At 43.3% G+C, this 25,054-nt stretch carries 20 protein-coding genes and 1 pseudogene; 9 read left to right on the top strand and 12 right to left on the bottom strand.

What is annotated here, in order from left to right; all coding sequences use genetic code 11:
* From A3GK_RS10650 to A3GK_RS10655, 3 genes are all read left to right on the top strand, one after another.
* On the top strand, positions 1 to 565 hold a 565-nt coding region (locus A3GK_RS10650), incomplete at its 5' end, for an IS30 family transposase (protein WP_018028843.1).
* A 179-nt stretch (positions 566 to 744) separates the two neighbouring features.
* A complete protein-coding gene (locus tag A3GK_RS0107490) occupies positions 745 to 2,823 on the top strand; it encodes a TonB-dependent receptor (RefSeq protein ID WP_018028844.1) in 2,079 nt (692 codons plus the stop codon).
* A gap of 170 nt (positions 2,824 to 2,993) precedes the next feature.
* Positions 2,994 to 3,587, top strand: a complete 594-nt coding sequence (locus tag A3GK_RS10655) for a hypothetical protein (RefSeq protein ID WP_051052328.1) — start codon at positions 2,994 to 2,996, stop codon at positions 3,585 to 3,587.
* Between the two features lie 59 nt (positions 3,588 to 3,646).
* Here the strand turns inward: A3GK_RS10655 and A3GK_RS0107500 are convergent.
* The 7 genes and pseudogenes from A3GK_RS0107500 to dapA all read right to left on the bottom strand — a co-directional run.
* A pseudogene (locus A3GK_RS0107500) lies at positions 3,647 to 4,088 on the bottom strand (conjugal transfer protein TraG); the annotation flags it as partial.
* A 182-nt stretch (positions 4,089 to 4,270) separates the two neighbouring features.
* A complete protein-coding gene (locus tag A3GK_RS0107505) occupies positions 4,271 to 5,926 on the bottom strand; it encodes an Rne/Rng family ribonuclease (protein ID WP_018028846.1) in 1,656 nt (551 codons plus the stop codon).
* 367 nt (positions 5,927 to 6,293) lie between these two features.
* Entirely contained in the window at positions 6,294 to 6,578 is a 285-nt protein-coding gene (locus tag A3GK_RS0107510; RefSeq protein ID WP_018028847.1) for an HU family DNA-binding protein, read from the bottom strand.
* A 153-nt stretch (positions 6,579 to 6,731) separates the two neighbouring features.
* Entirely contained in the window at positions 6,732 to 8,732 is a 2,001-nt protein-coding gene (locus tag A3GK_RS0107515; protein WP_018028848.1) for a DUF4954 family protein, read from the bottom strand.
* Positions 8,733 to 8,759: 27 nt separating this feature from the next.
* Positions 8,760 to 9,275 carry a nitroreductase family protein gene (locus tag A3GK_RS0107520; RefSeq protein WP_155799468.1) on the bottom strand — a complete coding sequence of 172 codons (516 nt, stop codon included), beginning with the start codon at positions 9,273 to 9,275 and terminating at the stop codon, positions 8,760 to 8,762.
* Positions 9,268 to 10,521 (bottom strand): nucleoside permease, encoded by a 1,254-nt coding sequence (locus A3GK_RS0107525; protein WP_018028850.1) that lies wholly within the window; start codon positions 10,519 to 10,521, stop codon positions 9,268 to 9,270. Before A3GK_RS0107525 ends, A3GK_RS0107520 begins: the two co-directional genes overlap by 8 nt.
* 30 nt (positions 10,522 to 10,551) lie before the next feature.
* Positions 10,552 to 11,478: a 4-hydroxy-tetrahydrodipicolinate synthase gene (dapA, locus tag A3GK_RS0107530; protein ID WP_018028851.1), complete on the bottom strand. Its 927-nt coding sequence runs from the start codon at positions 11,476 to 11,478 to the stop codon at positions 10,552 to 10,554.
* Positions 11,479 to 12,201: 723 nt separating this feature from the next.
* On the opposite strand from dapA, the gene A3GK_RS0107540 reads away from it, so the two are divergent.
* From A3GK_RS0107540 to A3GK_RS0107565, 6 genes are all read left to right on the top strand, one after another.
* Positions 12,202 to 12,369, top strand: coding sequence for a DUF362 domain-containing protein (locus A3GK_RS0107540; RefSeq protein ID WP_018028853.1), 168 nt, complete (start codon positions 12,202 to 12,204; stop codon positions 12,367 to 12,369).
* Between the two features lie 489 nt (positions 12,370 to 12,858).
* Positions 12,859 to 14,952: a TonB-dependent receptor gene (locus A3GK_RS0107545; RefSeq protein ID WP_244860736.1), complete on the top strand. Its 2,094-nt coding sequence runs from the start codon at positions 12,859 to 12,861 to the stop codon at positions 14,950 to 14,952.
* 6 nt (positions 14,953 to 14,958) lie between these two features.
* A complete protein-coding gene (locus A3GK_RS0107550) occupies positions 14,959 to 16,188 on the top strand; it encodes an MFS transporter (RefSeq protein ID WP_018028855.1) in 1,230 nt (409 codons plus the stop codon).
* Positions 16,169 to 17,533 (top strand): oxygen-independent coproporphyrinogen III oxidase, encoded by a 1,365-nt coding sequence (gene hemN, locus A3GK_RS0107555; RefSeq protein ID WP_018028856.1) that lies wholly within the window; start codon positions 16,169 to 16,171, stop codon positions 17,531 to 17,533. The genes A3GK_RS0107550 and hemN overlap by 20 nt, the downstream gene beginning before the upstream one ends.
* A gap of 73 nt (positions 17,534 to 17,606) precedes the next feature.
* Complete coding sequence (locus tag A3GK_RS0107560; RefSeq protein WP_155799469.1) at positions 17,607 to 17,840, top strand: hypothetical protein; 234 nt, start codon at positions 17,607 to 17,609, stop codon at positions 17,838 to 17,840.
* 105 nt (positions 17,841 to 17,945) lie between these two features.
* Positions 17,946 to 19,610, top strand: coding sequence for a M28 family metallopeptidase (locus tag A3GK_RS0107565; RefSeq protein WP_018028858.1), 1,665 nt, complete (start codon positions 17,946 to 17,948; stop codon positions 19,608 to 19,610).
* Here the strand turns inward: A3GK_RS0107565 and A3GK_RS0107570 are convergent.
* The 5 genes from A3GK_RS0107570 to A3GK_RS0107590 form a co-directional block, all read right to left on the bottom strand.
* A complete protein-coding gene (locus tag A3GK_RS0107570; protein ID WP_018028859.1) occupies positions 19,607 to 20,629 on the bottom strand; it encodes an NAD-dependent epimerase/dehydratase family protein in 1,023 nt (340 codons plus the stop codon). The genes A3GK_RS0107565 and A3GK_RS0107570 overlap by 4 nt on opposite strands.
* 4 nt (positions 20,630 to 20,633) lie before the next feature.
* Positions 20,634 to 21,266, bottom strand: a complete 633-nt coding sequence (locus A3GK_RS0107575) for a lipid-A-disaccharide synthase N-terminal domain-containing protein (protein ID WP_018028860.1) — start codon at positions 21,264 to 21,266, stop codon at positions 20,634 to 20,636.
* 14 nt (positions 21,267 to 21,280) lie between these two features.
* A complete protein-coding gene (locus A3GK_RS0107580) occupies positions 21,281 to 22,018 on the bottom strand; it encodes a glycosyltransferase (RefSeq protein ID WP_018028861.1) in 738 nt (245 codons plus the stop codon).
* Positions 22,019 to 22,026: 8 nt separating this feature from the next.
* Entirely contained in the window at positions 22,027 to 23,619 is a 1,593-nt protein-coding gene (locus tag A3GK_RS10660; protein WP_051052330.1) for an ArnT family glycosyltransferase, read from the bottom strand.
* A gap of 430 nt (positions 23,620 to 24,049) precedes the next feature.
* Positions 24,050 to 24,307 (bottom strand): hypothetical protein, encoded by a 258-nt coding sequence (locus tag A3GK_RS0107590; RefSeq protein WP_026161795.1) that lies wholly within the window; start codon positions 24,305 to 24,307, stop codon positions 24,050 to 24,052.
* Positions 24,308 to 25,054: the final 747 nt, after the last annotated feature.

Consider the following 25,054-nt stretch of genomic DNA (forward strand, 5'->3'; position numbering starts at 1 on the left):
CCGACACCAGTTAAAACACCGAAAGAGGTACGTNGGGAGTGGAAGTAGGACGCTTATTCCAGATAGAGTGAGTATACACGAAAGACCACCAGAAGCTGACGGATCAACATTCGGAGACTTTGAAATGGACACGATTATTAGTGCGAAAAGTAGGGCCGTAATACTTACAATCGTAGAGAGATACTCAGGTCAAATGTTTGCCTGCAAAATGAAGAAGGGAAAGGACCCAAAGGAAATCTCTAAAACCGTCGTACAGCTGCTCGCTCATTGTAAAGGGAAAATACGATCTATCACAACTGATAACGGTTCTGAGTTCATCAACCACAAGCATATCACTGAAAAACTCGGAGTTAAAGTTTACTTCGCAGACCCTTACTCTTCTTGGCAAAAAGGAACTATTGAATACTCAAATAAACTACTGAGACAATACCTGAAAAAGAATGAGGACTTCAAAGATATTACCAATAAGCAAGTACTTAATTATGTACAGAAAATCAACTCAAGACCAAGAATAAAACGCCAGTACAAGACCCCAATGACGGTCTGGTTGGAAAATAATAAGTAAATTGCACTAGTAATTTGAATCTACGCATTCATATTTCTTTTCCAATATAGGGATTCTGCATTTTATAGTGTGGGGGATGGAGATAATATATATGATTAACTACATAATGGGAATTTTATATAATGAGGTGTAAAATACTTTTTATTGTAACATTTGCATTGTTCATAAGCAGTAGTGCAATGGGACAAATAGTTTTCAGTGGAGTAGTCAAGGATAGAAACAACAAACCAATTAGTGGTGTAAATGTTCAATTACAAAACACATATCATGGATCTATAACCGATTCATTAGGTTTTTTCACGTTTAAAGCGGAGATTCATTCGGATGCTGTCTTATTATTTACCCACATAAATTATAAGCCAACTCAATCAGTAGTTAATCCTGTAGAAAACACATTATTAGAAATAATAATGGAAGAGCGAATAACAGTATTAGACGAAGTTGTTGTTTCTAGCTCAATAGGGTATTTAAAAAATAAAAGCCTAGGTATAAGCAAGTTAGATACATATACGAATCCTCATTCAAATGGAGATTTAGCATTGGCTTTGAGAGCGACACCTGGTTTACAGCAAATTGGAGATAAAGAAGGCTTTTTTGTCAGGGGAGGTAATTCAGACGAAACTGTAGTTTCAATTAACGGCATCACTATTGACAATTTTTTCACATCTGGGATAAATAGTATTTCTGGACGATCTCGCTTTGAAGTTGGATTATTCAAAGGGATTAATTTTGCCACTGGTGATATTCCTGTTGCATATGGTAATGCCATGAGTGGGTCATTAGAGCTTACAATTGACGACATACCTGAAAGTGATTTACTAGGATTTGGTATTTCTCCAATTTATGTAACAACAAATGCTGGCAAACTATTTTCTAATAAAACTGGGTATATAGAGGCGGCAGTTTCTTTTTCCAACCCATCAATATTTTATCCATTATTTTTGAAGAACAATTGGAGATTCCATGGCAATAATAATGGTTTAGTTGGCACATTTAGACTTCAAAAGAAATTTTCAAACAATTCTTTTATAACCTTTTTGTCTTCTACAGGTTATGACAATAAAGGTCTAACCTTAGATGAGAAAGAAATAACGTCAGGTTCAAAACTACGTGACTTGACAACATTCAATATGTTTAACTATAAAAACTACATAAATAGCTCTTCTGTTTTAGATTTTTCAGCAGGCTATTCTAAGACAATAAAAAACACTTCTTTCTTGATTAATGACGAAATAGCAACATCAAAAAATAATGGTGCAAATCTTTTTCAGGTTCATTTTGCAATAACAAGAAATTTAAGAGCTTTAAGACTTAACGCTGGTGTAGATTTTTTCAACGAGTCTAAAAAATTCAATCTTAAACACTTTTCTGATATGACTTTTGCTACATATTTTTCATCTACCTTTAGCTTAAAACATATCCCATTTTTATTGAATCTTGGATGTCGTAGTGAATATTCAAGCTATTATAAAAAATGGGATATATTGCCTAGAGCCCTCATGTCTTATAACATTGATAATGACAACTCCCTTACTTTAGGTATTGGAAGATACAGTCAAAAGGGAAATACGTTTATTATTTATGGTTTAACTCCGTCTAGTAAATCATATAGTGTTCAATATAATCTAACCTACCAATTTAAATCATCTCATAGGAAACTATTACGAATACAGGCATATCTAAAAAAATACAATAATCTCACTAAAGCAAAACAAATAATTGATGGTTATTCAATTACAAATGAAGGAACGGGATACGCAAATGGCGTTGACTTCTTTTGGAAAGATGCACAATCAATTTCTGGTGTAGAATACTCAATTTCATATTCTTACTTAGACTCTAAGAGAGATTATTTATTTGGTGATTTCAACGCTCTTCCAACTTTTGCGGCAAAACACAACGGGTCTTTTGTCCTAAAGTATTATTCGCCAAAAATCAGTTCGCAATTTGGTGTTGCTTTGTCATATCGTTCTGGACTACCTTTTTTAATTAAGGAAAGAAATATTTTGAAACAAACTCCAGGAATGTTTTCTATGGATATAGCATATAACTATATTTTTAGTACGAATAAGATGAGGGGTGTTATTTCATTATCAATTCCGAATATACTAAATAACAATACAATAATTGGGTATCAACTCAATTATGAAGGTAAGCTGAATAACATCTCATATCCCACCAATCAGGCAATATTTTTGTCTTTATTTTTGAATTTTGGAGTTGATCGGATCTCAGAGATTGTAAATTCTATTCTTTAATTTTGAATATTTGATGGTATTTCATACCTTTGTATCCATAGTAAAACAAAGTCGCTCACAAGCACTTTGAATGCTTAACTTTATGCTTATTATATACTTTTTAGAACACATACCTTATGAAAAGGAGAATATCTTTGCTTTGCATGTTGTCAATATTCACATGCTTACTTATGGCTCAACAGCCTTCTTCGTATATTAGTACAATGCTATCTCTGATAGAAGAACTTGATACAGTTGGAGCAAAAAATGATGATTTTGTAAGTCTAGGAGCTAAATTTGAACGAATAGGAAATGTTGAAAAGGAGGAATGGTTACCTTATTATTATGCTGCATACTGCTATGCAATGAAGGCTCTCAATACCAGCAAAGAAACAGAAAAATATGCTGACACTGCTGATAAACTACTTGATTTAGCCCTTGAAAGAGGGGGTGACAGAAGTGAGATTTTATGCATAAAAAGTTATGTCGCGACTTCTCGCTTCATCTTGGATCCACAGCAAAGATGGATGACAGACGGCAAAGCATCATCTGATTTTATAAATGAAGCTATTAAAGATAATTCTGAGAATCCAAGAGCATATTTGCTTTTAGGCCAATCAGTATTATATACACCAAAGGCATATGGAGGGGGATTTGAAATTGCAGAAAAAATATTGAACAACGCATTAGAGAAATTCAAAGTCTTCAAACCAGAAAGTGAACTCAGTCCGAACTGGGGAGAGGATTATACACGACATCTTCTTACTAAAAAGGGAGATGTTTGATACAAAAACTTTGCCGTCAGATAAGGGGAGGAATATGGTTATAAGTGAAGAAAAGATTTTTATTCTTTGATTAAATGATTTAGATTGGAATTAGATTTTATCTTTTAATTTCTAAATCAACCAAAGCGAGGACTTCTTGTTTGACTTGGCGATAGTTGGCTTCGATGGCTTCTTGGAGACCGTCGGAGCCATCTTTTTTTTGGTGAAGTCTGCGATTGTAGAGATGGGTTGGTACTGCTTCATCTCGGCTGAGACTTTGGCTGAGTCCACCACTATCTCAGCGTGAAAGATCTTCTGCTCAATACGCTCGTCAAAGTTGTCAGACACTGCACCGACAAACATACCTTGCGTGAGGTTGCTGATTTTGGATGCCGGGATAAGACTATCCATTTGGAGACTGTTGCACGAAGGCGATCTGCTACGTTGCTTTCGGAGTTCGGCCTCGGTTACGTACGTGAGTACGCTCCCTTCGTTCTCATCTTCAGTGCCTATTAAGGTACCTTGGCACCCTTACGGGCGCCTTGCATCTCATCCTTCGTGCAAAGTCTCAGCATATTTGAATCAAATTTGCGAGAATGGCACTTCGTGCAACATTTTCTATGAGTTGAAAAAGAGAGGTAAGTCTGAACTTACCTCTCTTTTAATTGTTTTCTCCTTAAGAGTAAATTGGAAACTTTTTACTGTTAATCTTCTAGGCTAGGATCCTCATCATCCGTATCCAGCATATAGGAAAGCTCATTCTTATCAGAGTCATAAAACTCATACTCTAGCATTCCTAATGATTCATCGGCGATAATATCTATGCCTTTCCCGTATTTGCTACGCCATGAGGACAGGATAGAACCTCCTAAGAAGCCCTTCTTTTTGGTTAAGTAGGCAGCCACAAAAGGATGTAAATGGATGCTAAACTTCTTAACACCCTCCTCTTTCGTCAACTGGTTAACCATCTTCTCCACTTCATCAGTAAAGAATAGAGTGGGCTGAACTTGTCCCTTACCATGACAAGTTGGGCAGACCTCCTCTGTTTCAATGCGAGTTGCTTGGCGAACCCTCTGACGGGTTATTTGCATGAGACCGAACTTGGTCAATGGTAAAATGGTATGCTTGGCTCGGTCATTTTTCATATACTCATTCATTTGCTCAAAAAGCTTCTGTCTATTTGCTGCTTGAGCCATGTCAATGAAGTCTATGATAATAATACCACCTAAGTCGCGCAATCTCATCTGCCTTGCTATCTCCTCTGCTGCCGACAGATTGACATCAACAGCGGTGTCCTCTTGTTGCTTAGAGCCTCTAGATCTATTCCCGCTATTAACATCTACCACGTGCATCGCTTCAGTTTGCTCAATCACTAGGTAGGCACCACTCTTGTAGGTAACAGTCTTCCCAAATAAATGCTTAATCTGCTTGCTTACATCAAAATAGTCGTATATGGGCCTTTTCCCTTCGTAGAGCTTGACGATATTGCCATGCCCTGGGTCAATAAGCTCAATGTAATCTTGAGTCTCTTGCACAAGAGACTTATCATTGATGTAAATGTCTTTAAAGTTGGAGTTGTAAGTATCTCTCAAAAGACTTAGCAAGCGATTACTCTCTTGATGTAGCATGTATACATCAGGGGTGTTATTGCCTCCTTTTTTACCACCTTTTGCTTCTTGCGGCTGGTTGTTTTGTGGCTCACGGCTAAGGTTTCCGACTGTCAGGCTCCACTTCTTTACCAGGGATCTTAGCTCGTGGTGCAACTCAGCTACCTTTACACCTTGTGCAGAGGTGCGAACGATTACGGATACATTCTTTGGCTTGATACTCAATATCAATTGCTTAAGCCGCACGCGCTCTTCAGGCTGACTGATCTTTTGAGAAACCGAGACCTTGTCAGCAAATGGGATTAGCACTAGATACCTACCAGCGTATGATAGCTCGGTAGAGATTCTAGGACCCTTAGTGGAGATAGCTTCTTTGGTTACCTGAACCATCAGCTCCTCGCCTTGCTGAAGCATATCAGCGATAGATCCAGAGCGGTCTATCTCCTTTTCCAATTTTACTCTCTCGGGAGAAAAGTTTTTGCCATACTTCCTCGCAGCTTGGATAAAGCTCTTAGCCGTCTTGAAGTTAGCACCTAGATCTCGGTAATGAAGAAAGGCCTCCTTCTTATGACCAATATCTACAAATGCCGCATTCAGCCCTGGCATAATTTTCTTTACCTTGCCGAGGTATATGTCGCCCACAGAGTAAGCAATATTTTGCTTCTCTCTTTGGAGCTCTACCAATCTGCTGTTTTCTAATACAGCGATGGAGACCTCCTTGGGTCTAACATCAATGATCAATTCACTTTTCACTCGAAATCTGGTAATAAATGATTAATAAATATATCTAGCAAAATGCCTAAAAAAGGAATAAGCTCCTAGAGCTGTCGCTATTCAGATTGAAAAAGCCACATCTCCCAGAGCTTATTATTTCTGGTATCGGAAGGCTACTAGCCACCCACTACTAAGCTTTTAGCATTCGTACTAGAAACCACCCATTAGTGAAGTATATCAAAATGAGTCCTCACTAATACGTTCGATATTACTTCTTCTTATGACGGTTCTTGCGCAGTCTCTTTTTACGCTTGTGCGTCGCCATCTTATGTCTTTTTCTTTTCTTTCCGCTTGGCATAATACAAATGTTTATATTAGTTATTATCTACTTACCTAAACCAGTAATTTAGGCGTTCTTCTTATCTACTTTTACAGTCAATGACTTAGAGGGCTTGAATGCTGGCACCTTACGTGGAGGCAATTGGATTGTCGTATTTTGAGTAATGTTTCTAGCGGTTTTCGCAGCACGTTGCTTAATAATAAAGCTACCAAACCCACGGAGGTATACGGGTTCACCAGATGCTAGGCTTGTACTCACTACATCCATCAATGCTTCTACAGTGTCCATGACTTGCTTTTTCTCGAGACCTGTCTTTCTCGAGATCTCGGCTACAAGTTCTGCTTTAGTCATATCTTTATATATCTTTCTAGTTCGTTATAAACTTATTGGAATGCTTATAAATGCCTTCCCATTGACTATCAATCATATCAATGGACTGCAAAGGTACCATTTTTAATTGGCATTCTGAAAGATTTGCTGTGCTTTTTCGCTCTGCCCTATATTTTAACAAAGTATTCCATTTAATTGTTCTAGGGTGGTTGCATACAATTCCTTTTTTCGTGAGATATGCTCAAGTACGGATAATACGATAGGATTTTCCGCATATTCTGCCTCAATCTGTTCGGTATAGGTAGTCGTCTGCATATCCGAATTCTTCACTCCGAAATTGACACGACCGATGATGTTGTACTCCTTATGCGCATCATTCAGCAATGCATCATCAATCGCTAATACAGCATCAATCCAGTCCTTAAGTATCGAGCGAATAAGCTCAATGGTTAGTGGATGATCCTCATTAATATCGTACCAACGACAAAGCAGATCGAAGCTCCAATCCCACTCATACTCATAGTACATCTTGTGTAAACCTCGGATCCTATGGTTAATCTCGGGGAGCGACTTCAGTTGCTTCCCTTTAATTTCCCCCATGATTTCTTGAATGCACCCAAGCGGAGCAATCATACCACTGGCATCAATCCATTCACCTTTTCCAAAAGAATGGTCCGGTATAAGAACCTCTAGTAGTTTCTGTTCTGAAGTGATTGCCTCATTGCCAAACTTATTCTGAATCCTTTGAATCAAAGAGTTGCCAATAAACTTTTCAATTCCCCATTTATAGATCTCTAGCCCCTTCTCTAGGCTGCTAGGTTTGATGAAGAGATTGTAGTAGACATAGACGTGCTCGTGCCCACCTAGAAACTTCTTCAGCGAAAGTAGCTTGTTATATGCGCGCTCCATCTTTCCTATAGTAAATGGGCTCAGAAGGTTGTAGTTGATACAATCAGGGCGAATAGTCTCAGGTCGTTTATCACGTGCTGGCCACTTCTTGGCATCTCTCATAGTCCCCACACTTAGCAGGTTGCGGCCTGGCACTAAGTAACTCCTATTGTCATCCTCCAATAAGTAACTAAAAGGGAAGTCAGTGGTATCTACATTATGTACGTGTCGACCCATAATCAGGGTGAATGCCCCGATCCTCGATGGCCATAAGATATAAGAGTCCGAGCTAGTTTTAGACCCACGCTCTACAACGCCTTGGTGGATCGGCCCCAGCTTATAAAGGTGGTTACTTTGGTTAGAACCACTTCCGGCATTAAGAAATGAAAAGTGACCTGCAATCAGCAAGCTACTCTTATGGCTAGAAACGGTAAATGGACCAGCAAAAATAGCGCATGCCTCTCCATTCTCCAAATTGCAATTGGCAAAAATCAGCGAGTCGTGTGCCGAGAATAGATGATCTATGTGGCAAGATTGCCCTATGAAGCAGCGCTCAATAATAGAGCTTCCGCCTATCTTCGCACCCAGGGAGGCCACAAAGTCACGCCCCATCACATTGTACCCAATCTCGATAGGGTGTTCTGCAGAGCTGCAGAGACTACAGTTTTCAAGAAATGTCGCACCTTCCACCTTAGCGTGTGCCCCTATGTAGGCATTCACTATAGAACCACAATTACGTATCGACACACTCTCTTCGATGATTCCTCTCTCCGACTCCGCCTCCCTTGCCTCTTGGTCTACTAAATCAATTAACGACCCACGAAGAGCACCATCTTGCCGACCAATTAGCGTAAACATATAGGCAGTCTGTGCCGTTAAATCTCTAGATATTGGCACCTCCATACCCCCTGTCTCATTCAGAACAGAAGCACGTACACCTATCCCGAAGGTGCTGCTTCCCTTCATCGCCACTACATTTACATTGCTAATTGTTACATTGTCCCCAATGTCGTATCTCGAAATAACATCATGGACGTGATCAATGCAGACACCATTGCCGATCTTGCATTCATTAATACTTGCCGACCTAATGCCATTCTGTACAGCAATACCGTACTCATTCACCCTACTACCCGATAAGTCGCCGATCTGACAACTCCCTGAAAATTGTACATCTCTACAGCTCTCCGGGTCAAAAGTCTCTGCGACCTTTACCAATTCCCATTGCTCCGAGCGGCAGTTATTTTTTTCTAGTACTGCCACCTCGGAGCGAGTAAGTGTTCTCATAGTATTTATGTTGTTTGTGTGTAAAAATCAGAGCTCGGTCAAAACCTCATCCAGCTCCTTTCTCTTAAAGGGCAGAGTATTCGGATCTACCTCAGGGTAGCCTATCGCTAAAATGCTGATAGGACGGCGTACATTTACATCTAAGCCAAAAAGCTCGCAGCACTTAGGGCGGTCAAAATTACAAATCCATAGGGTTCCAACCCCTTCGGACCATGCCTGAAGCATCATGCTAGTAGTAGCAATGGCACAGTCGGTATACAGCGAAGTATCCCCCACACCATCAGGGTAGGTCCAGCACTGATCTACCTCACCGGTGATGAGTACATAGGCATAGGCCCCTTGTACCCATTCCCTATCGTAGCATGCCCAAATCTTCTTTCTCGCCTCTTCACTCCGAATGAGATAAAAATGCCATGGTTGTCGGTTGCATGCCGATGGGGCTATATGACCCGCCTCAATAATCCTTTCCAACGTCTCATGGGGCACCTCCTTTGTGGCGTCAAATTTTCGGATCGAGCGTCGTGTCCGCAATAGATCAAGCATATTGTCCATAGGTGTTATTTGTTTTTGGTTTGTCATGAAATAAGAAATAAAACGCAATGGTAATAATTAGAGCATAGGTGGCAAAGATGAACCACGAATTGGGGTATCCATATCCATCTACCACCCAACCAGCTACATACGATCCAATAAAAGAGCCAAAACCATTGGTCATCATCAGGAATACCCCCTGAGCGCTGCTACGAATACTAATGTCGGTATTCTGGTCTACGTAAAGAGAGCCCGAGATATTGAAAAAATCAAAGGCTACTCCATACACAAGCATCGAGAGAATGAGGAATATAACCCCGCTCCCTGGGTCACCTAAACCTAAAAAGCCAAACCGCAGTACCCAAGCGAAGAGACTGATCAGCATCACCACCTTGATCCCAAAACGCTTTAGGAAAAAGGGGATGAGTAAGATGCAAAGTGCTTCAGATATTTGCGATAGTGAGATAAGGGTACTCGAGTACTTCACTCCAAAACTATCGGCATACTCTGCCATACTCCCGAAGTGGTTCACCAAGTAATCATTGGCAAAGCCGTTGGTGATCTGCAAGCAGATCCCTAGCAGCATACTAAATATAAAGAATACAGCCATCCTTCGTTCCTTAAATAGCCTAAAGGCTTCGAGCCCTAGCTTTGCTACAAGTCCTTTACTAGAAGAGCTTGCTACCTTTACAATAGGAGTGGGCTTGAACGTAAGCATATAAAGTGCCAGTGCAAAAGAGAGCCCAGCAGAGATGTATAGCTGTACGTGAGTAAGTTTTGCTCCAGTCCAATCTACAATGAGCATCGCCACAATAAACCCAATGGTGCCGAATACTCGGATGGGGGGAAAGTGCTTCACGGCGTCGAGATTCGCCTCCCCCAACTTACTATATGCCACAGAATTGGTGAGCCCAAGAGTAGGCATATAAAAGCAGACACTCAAGAGGATAAAGCTGTAAAGACCAGCATAATCAACCCTCTGAGCCGCATAAATCATCAGTACACCTGCAAATAAATGACACAAGGCGATTAGTCGCTCCGCTGGAATCCACTTATCCGCCACAATACCCATCAATGTGGGCATAAAAATAGAGGCAATTCCCATAGTAGCAAAGAAACTACCTATCTGTAGCCCCGTAAAGTGTAACGTTCCCCCTAAGTAAGCACCTAGTGAAATCAACCATGCTCCCCAAACTGCAAATTGGAGAAAGTTCATGATGATCAGTCTCAGCTTCAGTGCACCATTATCTCTTCCCATAAAACTAATTATCTATATGCCTGAATGGCATTATTCCATACATTCATTCAAAAAATTATCACTACGTATGTCACTTATCAGCTGAATCATGGCTTCCCTATTAGGGCTTTGCATCTCCACAAGAGGCAACCGTAGGTTTTCATCCAGTAGTCCAAGCTCAGCCATGGCACACTTCACCCCAGCTGGGTTGCCATCGATAAAAAGGAGGGTGAAAAGCTCCTTAAAGAAGTGATGTATCTTAAGAGCTTTATCATACTGCTTCTCCTCAATCAAGTGCACCATCCGTCCAAACTCACGCGGAAAGGCATTGCCAATCACCGAGATCACCCCATCCACACCCATCGTCATAAGAGGGAAAGTAATAGTATCATCGCCTGCTAGCACAAAAAAACCCTTTGGGCGCTGCTTAGATACAGCATCGATTTGGCCTACGATGCCGCTCGCCTCTTTAATCCCAATGATATTTGGGCAATCATTAGCTAGCCGAATAGTGGTGGCAGGCAACATATTCACTGAGGTGCGAGCTGGTACATTATAGAGCACAATGGGCAATGGAGAAGCCTCTGATACCGCCCGGAAGTGCTGGTACAGACCCTCTTGCGACGGCTTATTGTAGTAGGGGCATACCACCAATACTGCGTCCACGCCATCCCTAGGCATACTTCTTAGGCGGTCGATCACCCTTAGTGTGCCATTATGCGACACTCCTACCACCATTGGCACCCTACCATTATTCACCTTGGCGCAAGTGTGGATAATCCTGTCTTGCTCCTCCTCGCTCAAGGTTGGAGTCTCTGCAGTAGTGCCCAAAATTACCAAGAAATCGGCACCACTCGCTATCTGTCGCTCTACTAGACGCTCCAGTACGTCATAGTCTACACTTTTATCTTGCTTGAAGGGAGTGACAAGGGCAGTACCAAGACCCCTCAAATATAAACGCTCTTTCGTACGACTCATATAAAAAATGTAATCTATCCTTCTCCCCATAACTGATAAGCAAACTTATAAATAAATTTTGAGATCGGTGCTCTATACAACCTAAAAAATCACGTGGTTATCTATTAGTGGTGGGCACTATGAGGGCTCTTATTTATCGGGCATGTTTGGCGCCAGATCTGTTCTTATCCCCATGGAACGCTCACTTCCTAGAAATAAATGCCGCGAAGCGGGGTGAAAATTTAGCAATAATGGGGTTCCCGAAGCTTCATTTGCAACCGACTGGAATTCAGTGTTATACAAAGGCACTTATTGAGATGCAACTAAGCAATCGGCGAGTTGCAACTAAGCATTTGCCGAGTTGCATCTCGCCGATTGCTTAGTTGCATCTCAACTTTTACCCTACTAGTATAGGGGTTTTATGGAGGGCAAGATATGGCATCTTAGTCCTATAAATATAATGTGGTTCAATAGACAAGGGGTCGAATGGTAATTGATGTTTTTCTCTCTCAAACAGCGTCTTGTGTGTTGTAAAGCTGATGATTTTTCTGTCAATACTCATATACACCGTATATATAGATCAGATTTATATGGGTAACTGAGGGCTATAAAATAGGGGCTCTACCCATAAAGTATGAGGGAAAACTGTATTTTCTGCTTGAAAACTATGTGTGAATACCTATTTATTGGTATCTTTGCTGTGGCGAATAATTAACTAATCATTAAGAAACAATCATTTTTATTATGGCACATTTTATTCAAGACTCATGCATCGCTTGTGGAAGTTGTATTGACGAGTGTCCTGTAGGGGCAATTTCTGAGGGTGATATCTACTCTATTGATGCCGATACTTGTATTGATTGTGGTAATTGTGCAGAGGCTTGTCCTACTGACTCAATTATTGCTCAGTAATAAGGACGAATAACTTGCAAGACAGATGTGCGGTGGTAGCAAAAGTCTACCATCGCGCATTTTTGTTTTTAGTGGTTAGCTGGTACCAGATTAAGTATCTACTCCTTACAATATGAGACAGTTGCACGAAGGCGATCTGCTGTGCCTAGGCTTCCGTAAGGATGCCAAGGTACATAATGTTGCTTTCGGAATTCGCCATCAGTCACGTACGTGAGTACGCTCCCTGCGGTCTTATCCTCAGTGCCTATTTAGGTACCTTGGCACCCTAACGGTTGCCTTGCATCTCACCCTTCGTGCAAAGTATCAACACATTTGCTTCAAAGGTGCGAGAATGGCACCTCGTGCAACATTCTCAATATGTATGTTTTGGAGCCTATTTTCGAATAATCTCGTGTAACTTGCTAAAAAAAAGGTACCTTTGCGAAAGTTTAACTATTCTAAGAGGAATTATAAGTCATTAAGTGAATCTATACTTACTATTGAATCAAAATGAAACGCTCTAAACTTTTGGGGGTTAGATCCTCTATGCTGGCAGCGACTTTAGGTGCGCTGTCCTTAACTACTTATGCCAATGAACCGGTTATCTCAGGACCTACTCCTCTGGACTCAGTGTGGATGCAATATTCACTAGAGGATGTAGTAGTGATGGGGATTAAGGAGCAGTCTAAGCTTCGAGTTGAACCGATTAGCTCTACCTCGTTGGGAGTTGAGCAACTACAGGTTAGGAATGTCAATAGCGTGAAGGAGGTGCTTGGAATGGTGCCTAACTTCATTATGATTGATCGTGATACCCCTCATACCTCTTCGGTATTGGTGCGTGGTATTGGCTCAAAGCTACAGCCAGCGGTAGTGATGTATGTGGATGGTATTCCTCACTTTGAAAAGTCTACATTTGATCTCTCCTTAAACGACGTAGAGCAGCTAGAGTTTCTTAGAGGACCACAAGGCACTACCTTTGGTAGAAATGCCATTGGCGGAGTGATCTTGATGCAGACTCGTTCACCATTTAAGTACCAAGGGAATAAAGTTAGAGTGGGCTACGGTCGTTTCAATGAAGTGCGTGTAGATGCGTCTCGACTAGCTCGGGTGGGTACGCACTGGGCTTACTCTATTGCAGGTAACTATCAGCATCTAGGGGGGTATCTCGTAAATAGTTTTGATGACTCAAGTGCCGATAAAGCCGATAAGGGAGGAGTGAATGCCAAGCTGGAGTACTCTCCTAATGAGAATACACTCTATAGGCTCACTCAGAGCGTAGACTATGTAAAGCAGGGTGCCTTTACCTATGGTACTGTAGATATGGAGACGATGAAGGTGCCTACGATTAGTTTGGATCACCCTAGTGAGTATACTCGCCTGATCTACGATGGTGGCCTTTCTGCGTCCTACCACAGCGATAAGTTTTTGCTCAAAGGACAGCTCTCTTCGCATATCGTGAATGCAAGCTATGATGTGGATCAAGATGGTTCACCTAAAGACCTTTACTATGCTTTACAAAAGGAGAAGCAGCGTCTCTTCTCACAGGAGCTCTCTATGATTGGTAAAAATGAGGGTTGGTATAATTGGAGCTTTGGCCTTTTTGCATTTGAACAGCAGATCAATAGGGATGTGGATGTGACGATCAATAAGCCTAAGTCGGTGCTTATCAAGCGTTTGAATGACCAATTTACTTGGGGCGTAGCACTTTATCACCAGAGTAAGTTCTCTCTTTCGGAGGAGTTTAAGATAGAAGCGGGTGTCCGTGTTGATTACGAGAAAAGCCGACTAGCCTATTCGGAGGATAAAAATGGCAAGAAGTCGGAGAGTGATAATTCCCTTCCTTTCGTCCAAGTAAGTCCTAAGGTCTCTTTTCAGTACTTTATAGTGCCAGACTTTCAGGTCTATGCTACAGTAACTAAGGGGTATGTGACGGGAGGCTTCAATACTGTCTATGTGGGTACTGAAAATCGCTCTTACGATGCCGAGCATAGTTGGAATTATGAGGTCGGTGCTAAGGGTGAGATCATTCCTGGTAGATTGACGACAGAGTTGGTGGCCTTTGCGGTGACAACGCGAGATAAACAACTGAGTAAAATAATTCCTGTAACAGGCCAGGTTACCTATAACGCAGGTGCTTCTAGAAGTATCGGTCTGGAGGCTGCACTGGATGCTCAGCTGACTAAGCAATGGGGGCTCTCGGCTTCATACGGTTTTACTAATGCGAAGTTTACTGACTATGTAACGGATAAGGGGATTGACTTTGGGGGTAAATATCTCCCCTTTGTGCCAGAGCATACATTGGCAGTGAATACGCAATATCAGATTCCTTTCAAGGGTCAGTTGCTAGATAGTGCTACTATCCACCTCGGTTATAGAGGTATCGGTGATATGTATTGGCATGAGGATAATAAGGTAAAGCAGGACTTCTACCAGCTCCTAGATGCTTCTCTATCTTTTAAGCGTGCTGGATTTACTTGTACACTTTGGGGTACCAACCTATTGAATAGCTACTACTTAGGCTACTTCTATACCCAAAGTGGTAGGAATATGGGTAAGCCTGGAGCACCTCTCAAAGCTGGGGTGACTGTGGAACTCAACTTCTAAAGCTAAATGGGGCGCCAAAAGACTTACAACCTATTCACCTTCTTTTCGCTCTACATTGCACAGTCGGTGCCGATGAGCTTCTTTGCCGCAGTATTACCAATACTTATGCGGCAAGGAGCTTATTCGCTCACCGCTATTGCGCTCATTAAGCTGATTAAGATTCCGTGGATTATTAAATTCCTTTGGTCGCCATTGGTGGACCGGCATACTAAGGAGGTGCTGGACTACAAGCGGTGGATTGTGGTCTCGGAGATACTCTATGCTTTGATTATTTTAGTAGTGGCACTTCTTAAATTGGATACTACTCCAATCTTGGTCATAGGGTTGATTTTTATTGCTTTCCTGATGTCGGCGACTCAAGATATTGCTACCGATGCGCTGGCGGCTCGCTCTTTTCTCCCTAGTGATCGTGGATTGATTAATAGCATGCAGTCGATGGGCTCCTTTGCCGGTAGTATGGTGGGGAGTGGGGTGTTATTGGTGCTCTTTCACAAGCTTGGGTGGCACCATATGTTGCCTTGGGTGGCGCTCTTTGTTTTAGTTGCCCTGATCCCACTTTTGCAGAATAAGGGAATTGAGCTCCAACCAACAGCCGAAAAGGAGCGTCCTATAGCACGACCTAAGGATATGCTCACCTTCTTCACGCAGAAGGGGATCTACAAGCATGTCATTTTTCTACTCCTTTTTTACACTGGTATCATCGGTCTGCTTTCCAACCTTCGCCCTATGATGGTGGACTTTGGATATGAGATGAAGGAGATTGGTTTTATCGTGGGTATCTGTGGTACCGCTATGGGTATTCTAGGCTCTTTTTTATCGGGTCTCGGGGTGAAGTATCTGGGCCGAAAGTGGATGAGGCGACTTGTGTCGCTACTGATTGTGGGTACCGCTACGCTCTTTTTAATCACCTATAATGGAGGTCTCCTTGGACAGCATACCCCCTTTATATTTGTGGCTATTGGGTCGGTATGGCTTACTTACGGGATGGCTTCCACTTTGGTCTATACTACTAGTATGGACTTGGTGCGATCGGGTAGGGAGGGGACTGATTTTACTCTCCAAATCGTGGTGACTCACTTGAGCTCTATGCTCTTCTCTATCTCCTTTGCCCGTGTAGCCGATGTGACTGGGTACCAAGGTCTATTTACCCTTTCATTAGTAATGGGGCTACTCACAACGCTATATATATGGTTTTACAATCCAAAGAAAGTAATAGATGAATCCGCTATTAGATAAGTACAATCGTCCTGTTCCGAGGTATACTAGTTATCCCCCTGCCAATTTCTTTCATGCTGGTGTCGGAGAGCGAGATTTCTTAGAGGCTGTGGAGCAGTCTAATGATGAGGTGCCGTCGCTTCTCTCTTTTTATATCCACTTCCCTTACTGTGAACAGAAGTGTTTTTATTGTGGCTGTAATTCTTACCTGAGAAGTAAGGAGGAGGATGACGATGTCTACTTTGAGGCGGTGCTGAGTGAGATAGATAGGGTGATTGAGCGAATTGATAGCTCTCGTAATATTGCACAGATACACTTTGGCGGAGGGAGTCCGAGCCTTGCGGATCCAAGGCTCTTGGGTAAGGTAATTGATAGATTGACCTCTCGCTTTTCGGTGATTGAAAAGCCAGAGATCGCTATTGAGTGCCATCCTGGTCACTTGACGCGTGAGGGGTATGGGGCATTGCTTTCTCTTGGCTTTACAAGGGTGAGCTTGGGGGTGCAGGACTTTAATCCTGAGGTGCTTAAGGCGGTTCATCGCATGCCACCCCTCCTTCCGATAGAGGAGGTGCAAAGGATTATGTCGGGCTATGGAGTGCCCCTTAATCTGGATTTTATCTATGGCTTGCCACTACAGACGGTGGAGAGTTTTGAGGAGACCATCAAGCGAGCCATTGCTTTGCACCCTAGTCGGCTAGTCACCTTTTCGTATGCACACGTCCCATCAATGTTCCCTGCCCAAAAGATCTTGGAGCAGAAGGGACTACCCTCTTCGGAGGTGAAGGAGGAGATGTATCAGCGTGCTAGGAAACTGCTCCTAGATAGTGGCTATCTACAGATAGGATTGGATCACTTTGTCCTTCCTTCGGATGAGCTTCACCAAGCAGCGGTGGCACGAACACTACACCGCAATTTCCAGGGGTACTGCACACGTCGTACCACAGGGCAGGTCTATGCTTTTGGAGTGTCGGCTATCTCACAGCTTACTTCGGCATATGTGCAGAATACCAAGGATATTCCTACTTACCTTAAGACCATCAAGTCGGGTCACCTACCTATTGATCGTGGTCTGTTGCTTACTAGGGAACAAAGAATTATTCGAGAGGTGATCACCACCTTTATGTGCAATGAGTGCATCTCGTGGAGCGACCTTGCCCAAAGACTTCAACTAACTCCAGAAGAGGTGAAGGGGGCAACTGCTTTTAATGAAAAAGAGATGGAGGCGATGGCACTAGATGGCTTGATTTTACTCTCTGATGATGAAGTGCGTATGGCGACTCCAGGCTCCCCGCTTCTTCGTTATGTCGCTTCTCGTCTTGACCCTCTCCAGAGTGAAGGTGGTAAGATCTACTCCAAACCAGTCTAAGGCACCCCCTATTAAAGACGACTCAATCACGTTTTTATGGATTTGAAATAAAAGTAATGTGGAGATGGAAGCTATGAGAAAGAAACAGCAAGGTGGGCGCCTACAACGTGGCAAGGACCGTTTGAGTAAGCAGAGCAGAGGTGAAGAAAATGAGAAGACCATAGCTGAATTGATGAAGAGGAAGCGAGAGCTGGAGGAGCAACTCTTTAGGCAGACTGTTTGGAATGAAGCGTTGGAAGAATTGATTAATGTTGCCGAAGAGAACTTCAACATTAAGATAAGAGATGAATCATTCAAAAGAAAGTAGTCGTTTGCAAAAAAAAAGGGAGTTGGTTTCTCAATTTTGTGTACCTTGCTGATAAGTGAGTCAGAGACTTGGGTCACGTGCATAACAATTAAGATAATACACATTATGAACGTAAGTGTGGTAAAGTGGAGTATCCTCCTAGTAATTCCTTTGATAGCAGCGTGTAGCAGCAGAGAACAGCAGGTGTTACTTGCTGAAAAGAGTATTTGTGTCGAGACGCTAGCTGAACATGTAAAGGTGCTAGCATCAGATGAATTTCAAGGGCGTAAACCTTTTACTGAAGGGGAAAGAAAGACCATTGAGTATCTTGCCAAAGAGTATGAAAAGATTGGTCTCAAAGCCCCCTACAATGGCAGCTATCTGCAGGAAGTGCCAATGGTGGGGATGACCTACCACCCAAGCCCTACCATCACACTGAACCTGCCTAAAGGTTCTCTGACACTTTACAATGGCAAAGACTATCTTGCCAAAACCCCTCACATCACTGATCGGGTAGAAATCCAAGAGGCAGAAGTGGTATTCGCAGGCTATGGCATTGTGGCACCCGAGTATGGATGGAACGACTTTGCCGATATTGATGTGCGGGATAAGGTGGTGCTTGTTCTGGTCAATGACCCTGGATTTGCCACCCAAAACCCTTCGCTTTTCAATGGAAAGGCAATGACCTATTACGGTCGATGGCCGTATAAATATGAGGAAGCAGCTCGTCATGGAGCTAAGGGCGTGCTGGTCATTCACGAAACCGCTGCAGCTGGATATCCCTGGGCTTCCCTCTCCAATACCTCGGGTACCAACCTTTACCTACTGACGGAGAATAACAATATGGATCAGTGTGCTCTCACTGGATGGATTACCGAAGAGGCGTGCCAAAAGATGTTTGAATACAATGGCTTGGACTTTGCACAGGCTAAAAAGGATGCGCTGGATCCATCGTTCAAAGCCTTTTCCCTAAATACCCATATGAGTCTCACTATTCAGAACGACCTAAAGCAGGATATCACGCACAATGTCGTAGGCATTATTGAGGGAAAAAGTAGGAAGGATGAGTGCATCGTCTACTCCGCTCATTGGGATCACTTTGGAATTGGTGTGCCAGAGAATGGCGACTCCATATACAATGGTGCGGCCGATAATGCCCTTGCCGTTGCTTGTATGCTGGAGACGGCCAAAGCTTTTGCCCAAGCACCACAACCAGAGCGGACGGTGGTATTCCTTGCCCCAACCGCCGAAGAAACAGGTATGCAAGGATCGCTCTTCTACGCCCTCAACCCCCTCTTTCCACCAAATAAGACAGTTGCCAACCTTAATTATGAGCTACCCCTCCCAATGGGGCGGATGAGAGATGTTACTATCACTGGCTTCGGCCAATCGGAACTTGATGCTTATGCCGAGCGTTTTGCGAAAGAACAAGACCGGTACATTGCCCCAGAGCCCTTCCCCGAAAATGGGATGTACTACCGCTCAGATCACTTTAGTTTTGCCAAAGTAGGCATCCCTTCCCTCTTTATAAAAGGGTGGCAGGAGAGCCGAGAGCACGGTAAAGAGTGGGCAAAAGCACAGATAGCACACTACTGGGAGACGGCCTACCATAAACCGGCAGATGAATTTGACATGCAGACGGCCGACCTCTCTGGCAATGTAGAGGACGCCCAGCTATTCTTCAAGATTGGGTGGCAGCTCTCTAATGAGAGCACTTTCCCCGCTTGGAGCGATACGTCTGAATTCAAAGCCATCAGAGATGCCTCTTTCCAAGGGAAATCACCTTATTAAATGGACTTGAATAGGTGGGTATACTCTTGGTACCACTGGTAGAAGGAGCGGATACCTTGTTGGATAGAGGTACGGGGTACGAAACCAAAATCGTGCTGCAAGTGGGTTATATCGGCATAAGTGCAAGTCACGTCGCCAGGTTGCATCTCCTCCATCTTCATGATCGCTCGGTGTCCTGTCACCTCTTCAATCACTTTTATGAAGTCCATTAGCTGCACAGGGCTAGAGTGCCCAATATTGTAAACCCGATGAGGCACCGCTGCTGAAGATGGTTTTGCCAAAACCAAGAGTACCGCATTGATAATATCATCAATGTAGGTAAAGTCGCGTTGCATATTACCGTGATTGAAAACACGAATTGGCCTGCCCTCAAGGATTGACTTCATAAATAAGAAAGGAGCCATATCCGGCCGCCCCCACGGACCATACACCGTAAAGAAGCGAAGCCCGGTAGCTGGAATGCCATAGAGTTTACTATAAGAAAAAGCCATCAATTCATTGGCTTTTTTAGTCGCAGCATAGAGACTAACCGGGCTATCCGTCTTATCCTCTTCGGAGTAGGGGATTTGCTCATTCATTCCGTAGATACTGCTTGAGCTGGCATATACCAAGTGCTGCACCGGATAATGCCGACAATTTTCAAGGATATTTAGGAAGCCATAGACATTGCTATCCACATAGGAGAAAGGATTATCGATTGAATAGCGCACCCCCGCCTGTCCTGCAAGATTACATACAGCATCAAAACGGTGAGTAGCAAAGAGCTGTTCCATCGCTACACGATCGGTCAGGTCCATCTTCACAAATTGATATCTAGGTGAGTGGGTACTCATCACAGATTGACCCTCAGCGATGGTAGAGGTGTCAATGCCAGTATCGGTTAAGCGAGCATATTTTATGGATTGTGCATAATAATCATTGATATTATCCATGCCCACTACTTCATGCCCTTCAGTCACGAGAGCTTTCACCAATGCAGCCCCAATAAATCCAGCTGCTCCTGTCACTAATACCTTCATTTCCTTATGAGTTCTTCTTTTCGTGCGTTATGATCCAAAGATTGCGTGCGTAGGCCACTGCACCAAACATCTGCCCTACAATCAACACCGCATCTGCTCGGATGATGCCGTAGGTCAGGATGAGGAGAGAACCGGTCAGGCTAATGATCCAAAAACCTGCTGGTAGCTGCGACTCCTTTCGCCGTTGTGAATAGATCCACTGATAGACAAACCGGAGCGTAAATAGCACTTGCCCCACCGAGCCAAATATTAGCAACCAGAGTGCCACCTCCTCATTATGCAAAAAGCGAGCGACAAAGGCAGAGGCATCCTGTGCTACAAAGGCCATCGCTACAATAGGTGTTGCCAATAGCAGATATCCTATCACCTTTGGGAGTCGTTGCCATACCCCTTTGAGCTTAAGATTGGCAAGGTAGATATAATAAGAGATAAACTGCCCAAGAATGATCGCAAAGTCATTTCGGAGCCATCCGTAGATGCAGAGAAGATAGGCCCCCAATAGGCTCAGCACCCAGAAAATAGTGGGCGAGAGCACCTTTTTCGCTTTTTCCGATAGGATCCACTGCACCAACGTGCGTGCCGAGAAAAAAGCTTGGGCAAGGAAGCCGATCGAAAGTATGGCAATATTACTACTCATTTGTCATAAGCAGGTTACTGAAAATTGCCCTCCGAAACCTTATAATTGATATAGCGCTTCTTCATCCAGCGATAAGCGAAGCAATCCATAAATGGTCCCCACAGACGGTTCCAAAGGTGATACTTTGACTCCCCATGCAGTCGAGGAAAGTGACGCACAGGTAACTGCTTTATTTTTCCCTCCTGAAGGAGGATAAGGGCAGGGAGAAATCGATGCATCCCAGTGAAAAAAGGGATCCGCTTAGCGTAGTCGCTCTGCATAATCTTTAGTGGACACCCCGTATCCTGCATGCCATCGTGCGTCATCATGTTACGAAAACCATTGGCAAAACGAGACTGAAACCTTTTGAATGCCGTATCCTTACGATTAGCCCGTATACCTGTCACCAGCTGATACTCCTCACGATAGGGGAGGAGGAGATTAAAATCCTCTGGAGCCGTTTGTAGATCCGCATCCATATAGCCCACATACGTTGATTGAGCTGCATCAATACCCGCCTTTAGTGCAGCACTCAAGCCGCTGTTTTTTGCTAGTGCTAGATAATAGAAGCCACTCTGCCGGGCACAAACCTCCTGAATCCGCCCCAAGCTGCCATCCTTAGACCCATCATCCACAAATAGCACACAGCTCTTGCAGAGTGCCTCAGGTAAAAAAGCTGAGAGCCTTCCTTCAAGCGGATAGATATTACTCTCCTCATTAAAAACTGGCACAATGATGGTCAGTTCGTATTCCGATGTTTTATTTACACTCATTCTATTTCTCAATCTAATTTACTATTCTGCTGCAGTTCGTCCGATCTAATGATCGCATAGGGTCCCACGACCTCTGCTTCCACATTTCCCAGCTCTTCTAGATAATTAGCAGGCATTATCACCACAGCATTAGGAAGTGTATAAATAGTCTCCACGTCCTCTTTCTCCACTATCACAATTGGTTGCTCAAGGTACGCATCCATATTTTCGGGTCGATGCATTCCATAAGCAATATATTGCTCCGCTCCCACCTCCTTCGCCATTTCCTTCGCTTCTTGGCACAAGGCTCCGTATCCTATCCACGGATTGATTGAAGGCAGTGCCCAACCCGCCAAGAAGATAGTACAAGTAAGGGAATATACTAGGGTGCACAATCCAGATTCTATGCTTCCTTGTGCTTTAAAGGCGTTCCTCAGTGCGACCACCCCACCTTGCGTCATGATGGCAGCGGCAAAGTAAATGAGTGCGTGATCGAGGAAGGCAGTGTCGGCATTATACAGAGCAAAGTAGCATACCAGAGGAAGTGCCGAAATAAAAATAGTAGCCGTGATGATAAATAATAGCCGCACCCATAGTTGCCCACTAAACCTTGAAAGATTGAGCACCCCTAGGTAGATCACAAAAGGGAAAGCAGGCAATAGGTAGACCTGTAGCTTAGAGCTGACACAAGAAAGCAAGATAAAAGTAGTGAGAAACACTACAAAAAAGAACCGCTCTAGATCCCTCTTTAAGCCACCCTTGAAAGCTCCCACCAACATCAAAGGAATCAGCAGTAGGGACCAAGGTGCGATAGAATACCAAATAGAGAGACCATAGTAGTAAAAAGGCTCTTTGTGGTGAAAGGCGTCTACAGCACGGTCTATCGTCTGGTGGAATACCAAGTTATTGAGATACTCCATGCCTCCCTCGGCATAGACACAGCCAAACCATGCCACAAATAGGAGCACCAGTACCACCCACGTACGCCACCCCCAGTAGCGACCCATCTCTCTGATACGCCCCGTAATGAGGAGATAAACTACAGTCGAAAGTAGTGGAATGAGTAGTCCAAAGGGTCCTTTGCTGAACACTGCTAGAAAAATATAGAGGGGAAAAAGCCACCCTTCCCGTTTGGGAATCTCTGCAGAGGTCGACATCGTATAGAATGTGCGGAGCGACAACACGATGAACATACACATTAGCATATCCATTCGTAGTGTCACCACCATTCCAGTAAAGAGCCCACCCGTCAGCAGTAGCATACGAGCTATTTTGCCCGTATCTTCGTCAGTCTCGGGTGCCACCCACCGCTCCATCACCCGAGTGGTGATCAGTGCCGGAACCATTGATGCTAAGGTTAGGAACCACATCTGATGCGTTCCGAAGAGCCATTTCCCCAGCATGATCCACCAGAAGTAAAGCGGAGGTTTATCGGCATAGGGAAGACCATGATTGTAAAACGTGAAGAAAGTGCCATTCCGCAACGCCTCATCAGCGATACTGAGGTACCTCAGTTCGTTTGAAGGTGTAAAATCACGCAACAGTAATATCGGTAATAATGCAACGCAGAAAGCTATGTAATACGCTTTGCTGCTCAGTTGTTTCTCTGCTATTGTAGCCACTAACTATGTAATCTTTTTTGAATGTATGCGTAAGATTATTGTCTCTAACTCATAATGCAACGCAAATATAGCTAGAATGGGTGAGATACCCATACCTTCAAGAACTCCCTCAATTCCGCAGGCTGAGTTTTTATTGCTTTAGTCGGGTACTTATTGATTGTTTTTTCTTGTATTCCGACTATTTGACAGACCAAAGGCTCTATATGGAAGTCTGCGTATTTTCTATTTATCTCTTTGCGATGAGTTCATAGCTTTCATTTGTGTAAACACTACGCTTATTGGAACTCCTCACCTTGACACCCTCCTTAAAAGTGCTTCACAGGTTAGTCGAAGAGCCCTCGATTGATCAAAAATCACAGGGACATTTCCGCCACGACCTTTAATGCTTATGGAATGACCATTGAAAAGACAATGCCGGACGTATACCCTTTTACGTCCTTATAGATTCATGCAGAGTCTCGTTTCCTTGTCTAGATAATCTAGTTTTGTAATCGAAGTCGCAGGCATTGCCACGCTCCAATAGCCCTGCTTCAATAGTCCCTTTTATCAAGAGTTCGTTCAGCTTTGAATTGCGGTTGAATGTGTAGTCAATCCCAGATCCCTTCGCTTTCACTAGTTCGTCATCAACCGAAAGTTTCTTAAGTGTCCGAAGTACACTATTCGCACTTGGAGCCTTTTTGGGGGGCATTGAGATAATTTGAGGACTAAGTGGTTAATGTCTTCAATACTTGTGCCTCCACATAAATTCTGAGAAACAGGGCATTAATTACCTCCGAATAAGAGTACCCACCACCTGAACTGCATCTTACTCCCAGCTCCTTATCGCACAGCTTATGAGTCTTTTTGTACACCTTAAACTGTAAAATGAAATGTCATCCGCCAAAACGCTGTGCTCTCTCAGAAATTACCTGTATATTTTCTATGCTATAATATGACGTTAGTCATTGTTATTCAATGAGTTGGTATAAAGTAAAGTCAAGATTTCTAACGACAAAGGATGAGAAACTGCAAGAAATCTCACTCTTCATTTTTACCCCTCACTCAGCATGCAGAATCTAGGTAACTGCCGACAACCAAAGCAAAGCTAAATGTGTAGAAAGCGGATTAGTTCCGTGTTTGGACGAGGGCTCGAATTCCTCCATCTCCACAAAAGAGACCGCTCAGAGCCTAATACATTGGCTTTGAGCGGTCTCTTCTTTTCCTTTTGCTACACCTGGTAGTTGCTAGACCGTTAATGATTCAGGAGATAAAGGAGATTATTACACATCAATCTCGTTGACGATCTCCTTCATATCTCCTATTTCACATGATGAGGAGATGAATTGATCGGTGAGGTAATCTAGGTCATAAGACAAGTTGTATGGTGAAGCATTACCTATTGTGGAAAAGGAATTAATGATATACTCATAATGGTGGTTGCGTACGACACCAAAAT

It is taken from the genome of Porphyromonas somerae DSM 23386, assembly GCF_000372405.1.
In the GTDB taxonomy this organism is placed as follows: domain Bacteria; phylum Bacteroidota; class Bacteroidia; order Bacteroidales; family Porphyromonadaceae; genus Porphyromonas_A; species Porphyromonas_A somerae.

Coding starts and splice junctions, on each gene's coding strand:
- A3GK_RS0107515 (WP_018028848.1), bottom strand. CDS start 8,732: ATGAGAACACTTACTCGCTCCGAGGTGGCAGTACTAGAAAAAAATAAC.
- A3GK_RS0107575 (WP_018028860.1), bottom strand. CDS start 21,266: ATGAGTAGTAATATTGCCATACTTTCGATCGGCTTCCTTGCCCAAGCT.
- A3GK_RS0107580 (WP_018028861.1), bottom strand. CDS start 22,018: ATGAGTGTAAATAAAACATCGGAATACGAACTGACCATCATTGTGCCA.
- A3GK_RS10655 (WP_051052328.1), top strand. CDS start 2,994: ATGGCTCAACAGCCTTCTTCGTATATTAGTACAATGCTATCTCTGATA.
- A3GK_RS0107565 (WP_018028858.1), top strand. CDS start 17,946: ATGAACGTAAGTGTGGTAAAGTGGAGTATCCTCCTAGTAATTCCTTTG.
- dapA (WP_018028851.1), bottom strand. CDS start 11,478: ATGAGTCGTACGAAAGAGCGTTTATATTTGAGGGGTCTTGGTACTGCC.
- A3GK_RS0107520 (WP_155799468.1), bottom strand. CDS start 9,275: ATGCTTGATCTATTGCGGACACGACGCTCGATCCGAAAATTTGACGCC.
- A3GK_RS0107545 (WP_244860736.1), top strand. CDS start 12,859: ATGAAACGCTCTAAACTTTTGGGGGTTAGATCCTCTATGCTGGCAGCG.
- hemN (WP_018028856.1), top strand. CDS start 16,169: ATGAATCCGCTATTAGATAAGTACAATCGTCCTGTTCCGAGGTATACT.
- A3GK_RS0107490 (WP_018028844.1), top strand. CDS start 745: ATGGGACAAATAGTTTTCAGTGGAGTAGTCAAGGATAGAAACAACAAA.
- A3GK_RS0107590 (WP_026161795.1), bottom strand. CDS start 24,307: ATGCCCCCCAAAAAGGCTCCAAGTGCGAATAGTGTACTTCGGACACTT.
- A3GK_RS0107570 (WP_018028859.1), bottom strand. CDS start 20,629: ATGAAGGTATTAGTGACAGGAGCAGCTGGATTTATTGGGGCTGCATTG.
- A3GK_RS0107510 (WP_018028847.1), bottom strand. CDS start 6,578: ATGACTAAAGCAGAACTTGTAGCCGAGATCTCGAGAAAGACAGGTCTC.
- A3GK_RS0107525 (WP_018028850.1), bottom strand. CDS start 10,521: ATGGGAAGAGATAATGGTGCACTGAAGCTGAGACTGATCATCATGAAC.
- A3GK_RS0107550 (WP_018028855.1), top strand. CDS start 14,959: ATGGGGCGCCAAAAGACTTACAACCTATTCACCTTCTTTTCGCTCTAC.
- A3GK_RS0107560 (WP_155799469.1), top strand. CDS start 17,607: ATGAGAAAGAAACAGCAAGGTGGGCGCCTACAACGTGGCAAGGACCGT.
- A3GK_RS0107540 (WP_018028853.1), top strand. CDS start 12,202: ATGGCACATTTTATTCAAGACTCATGCATCGCTTGTGGAAGTTGTATT.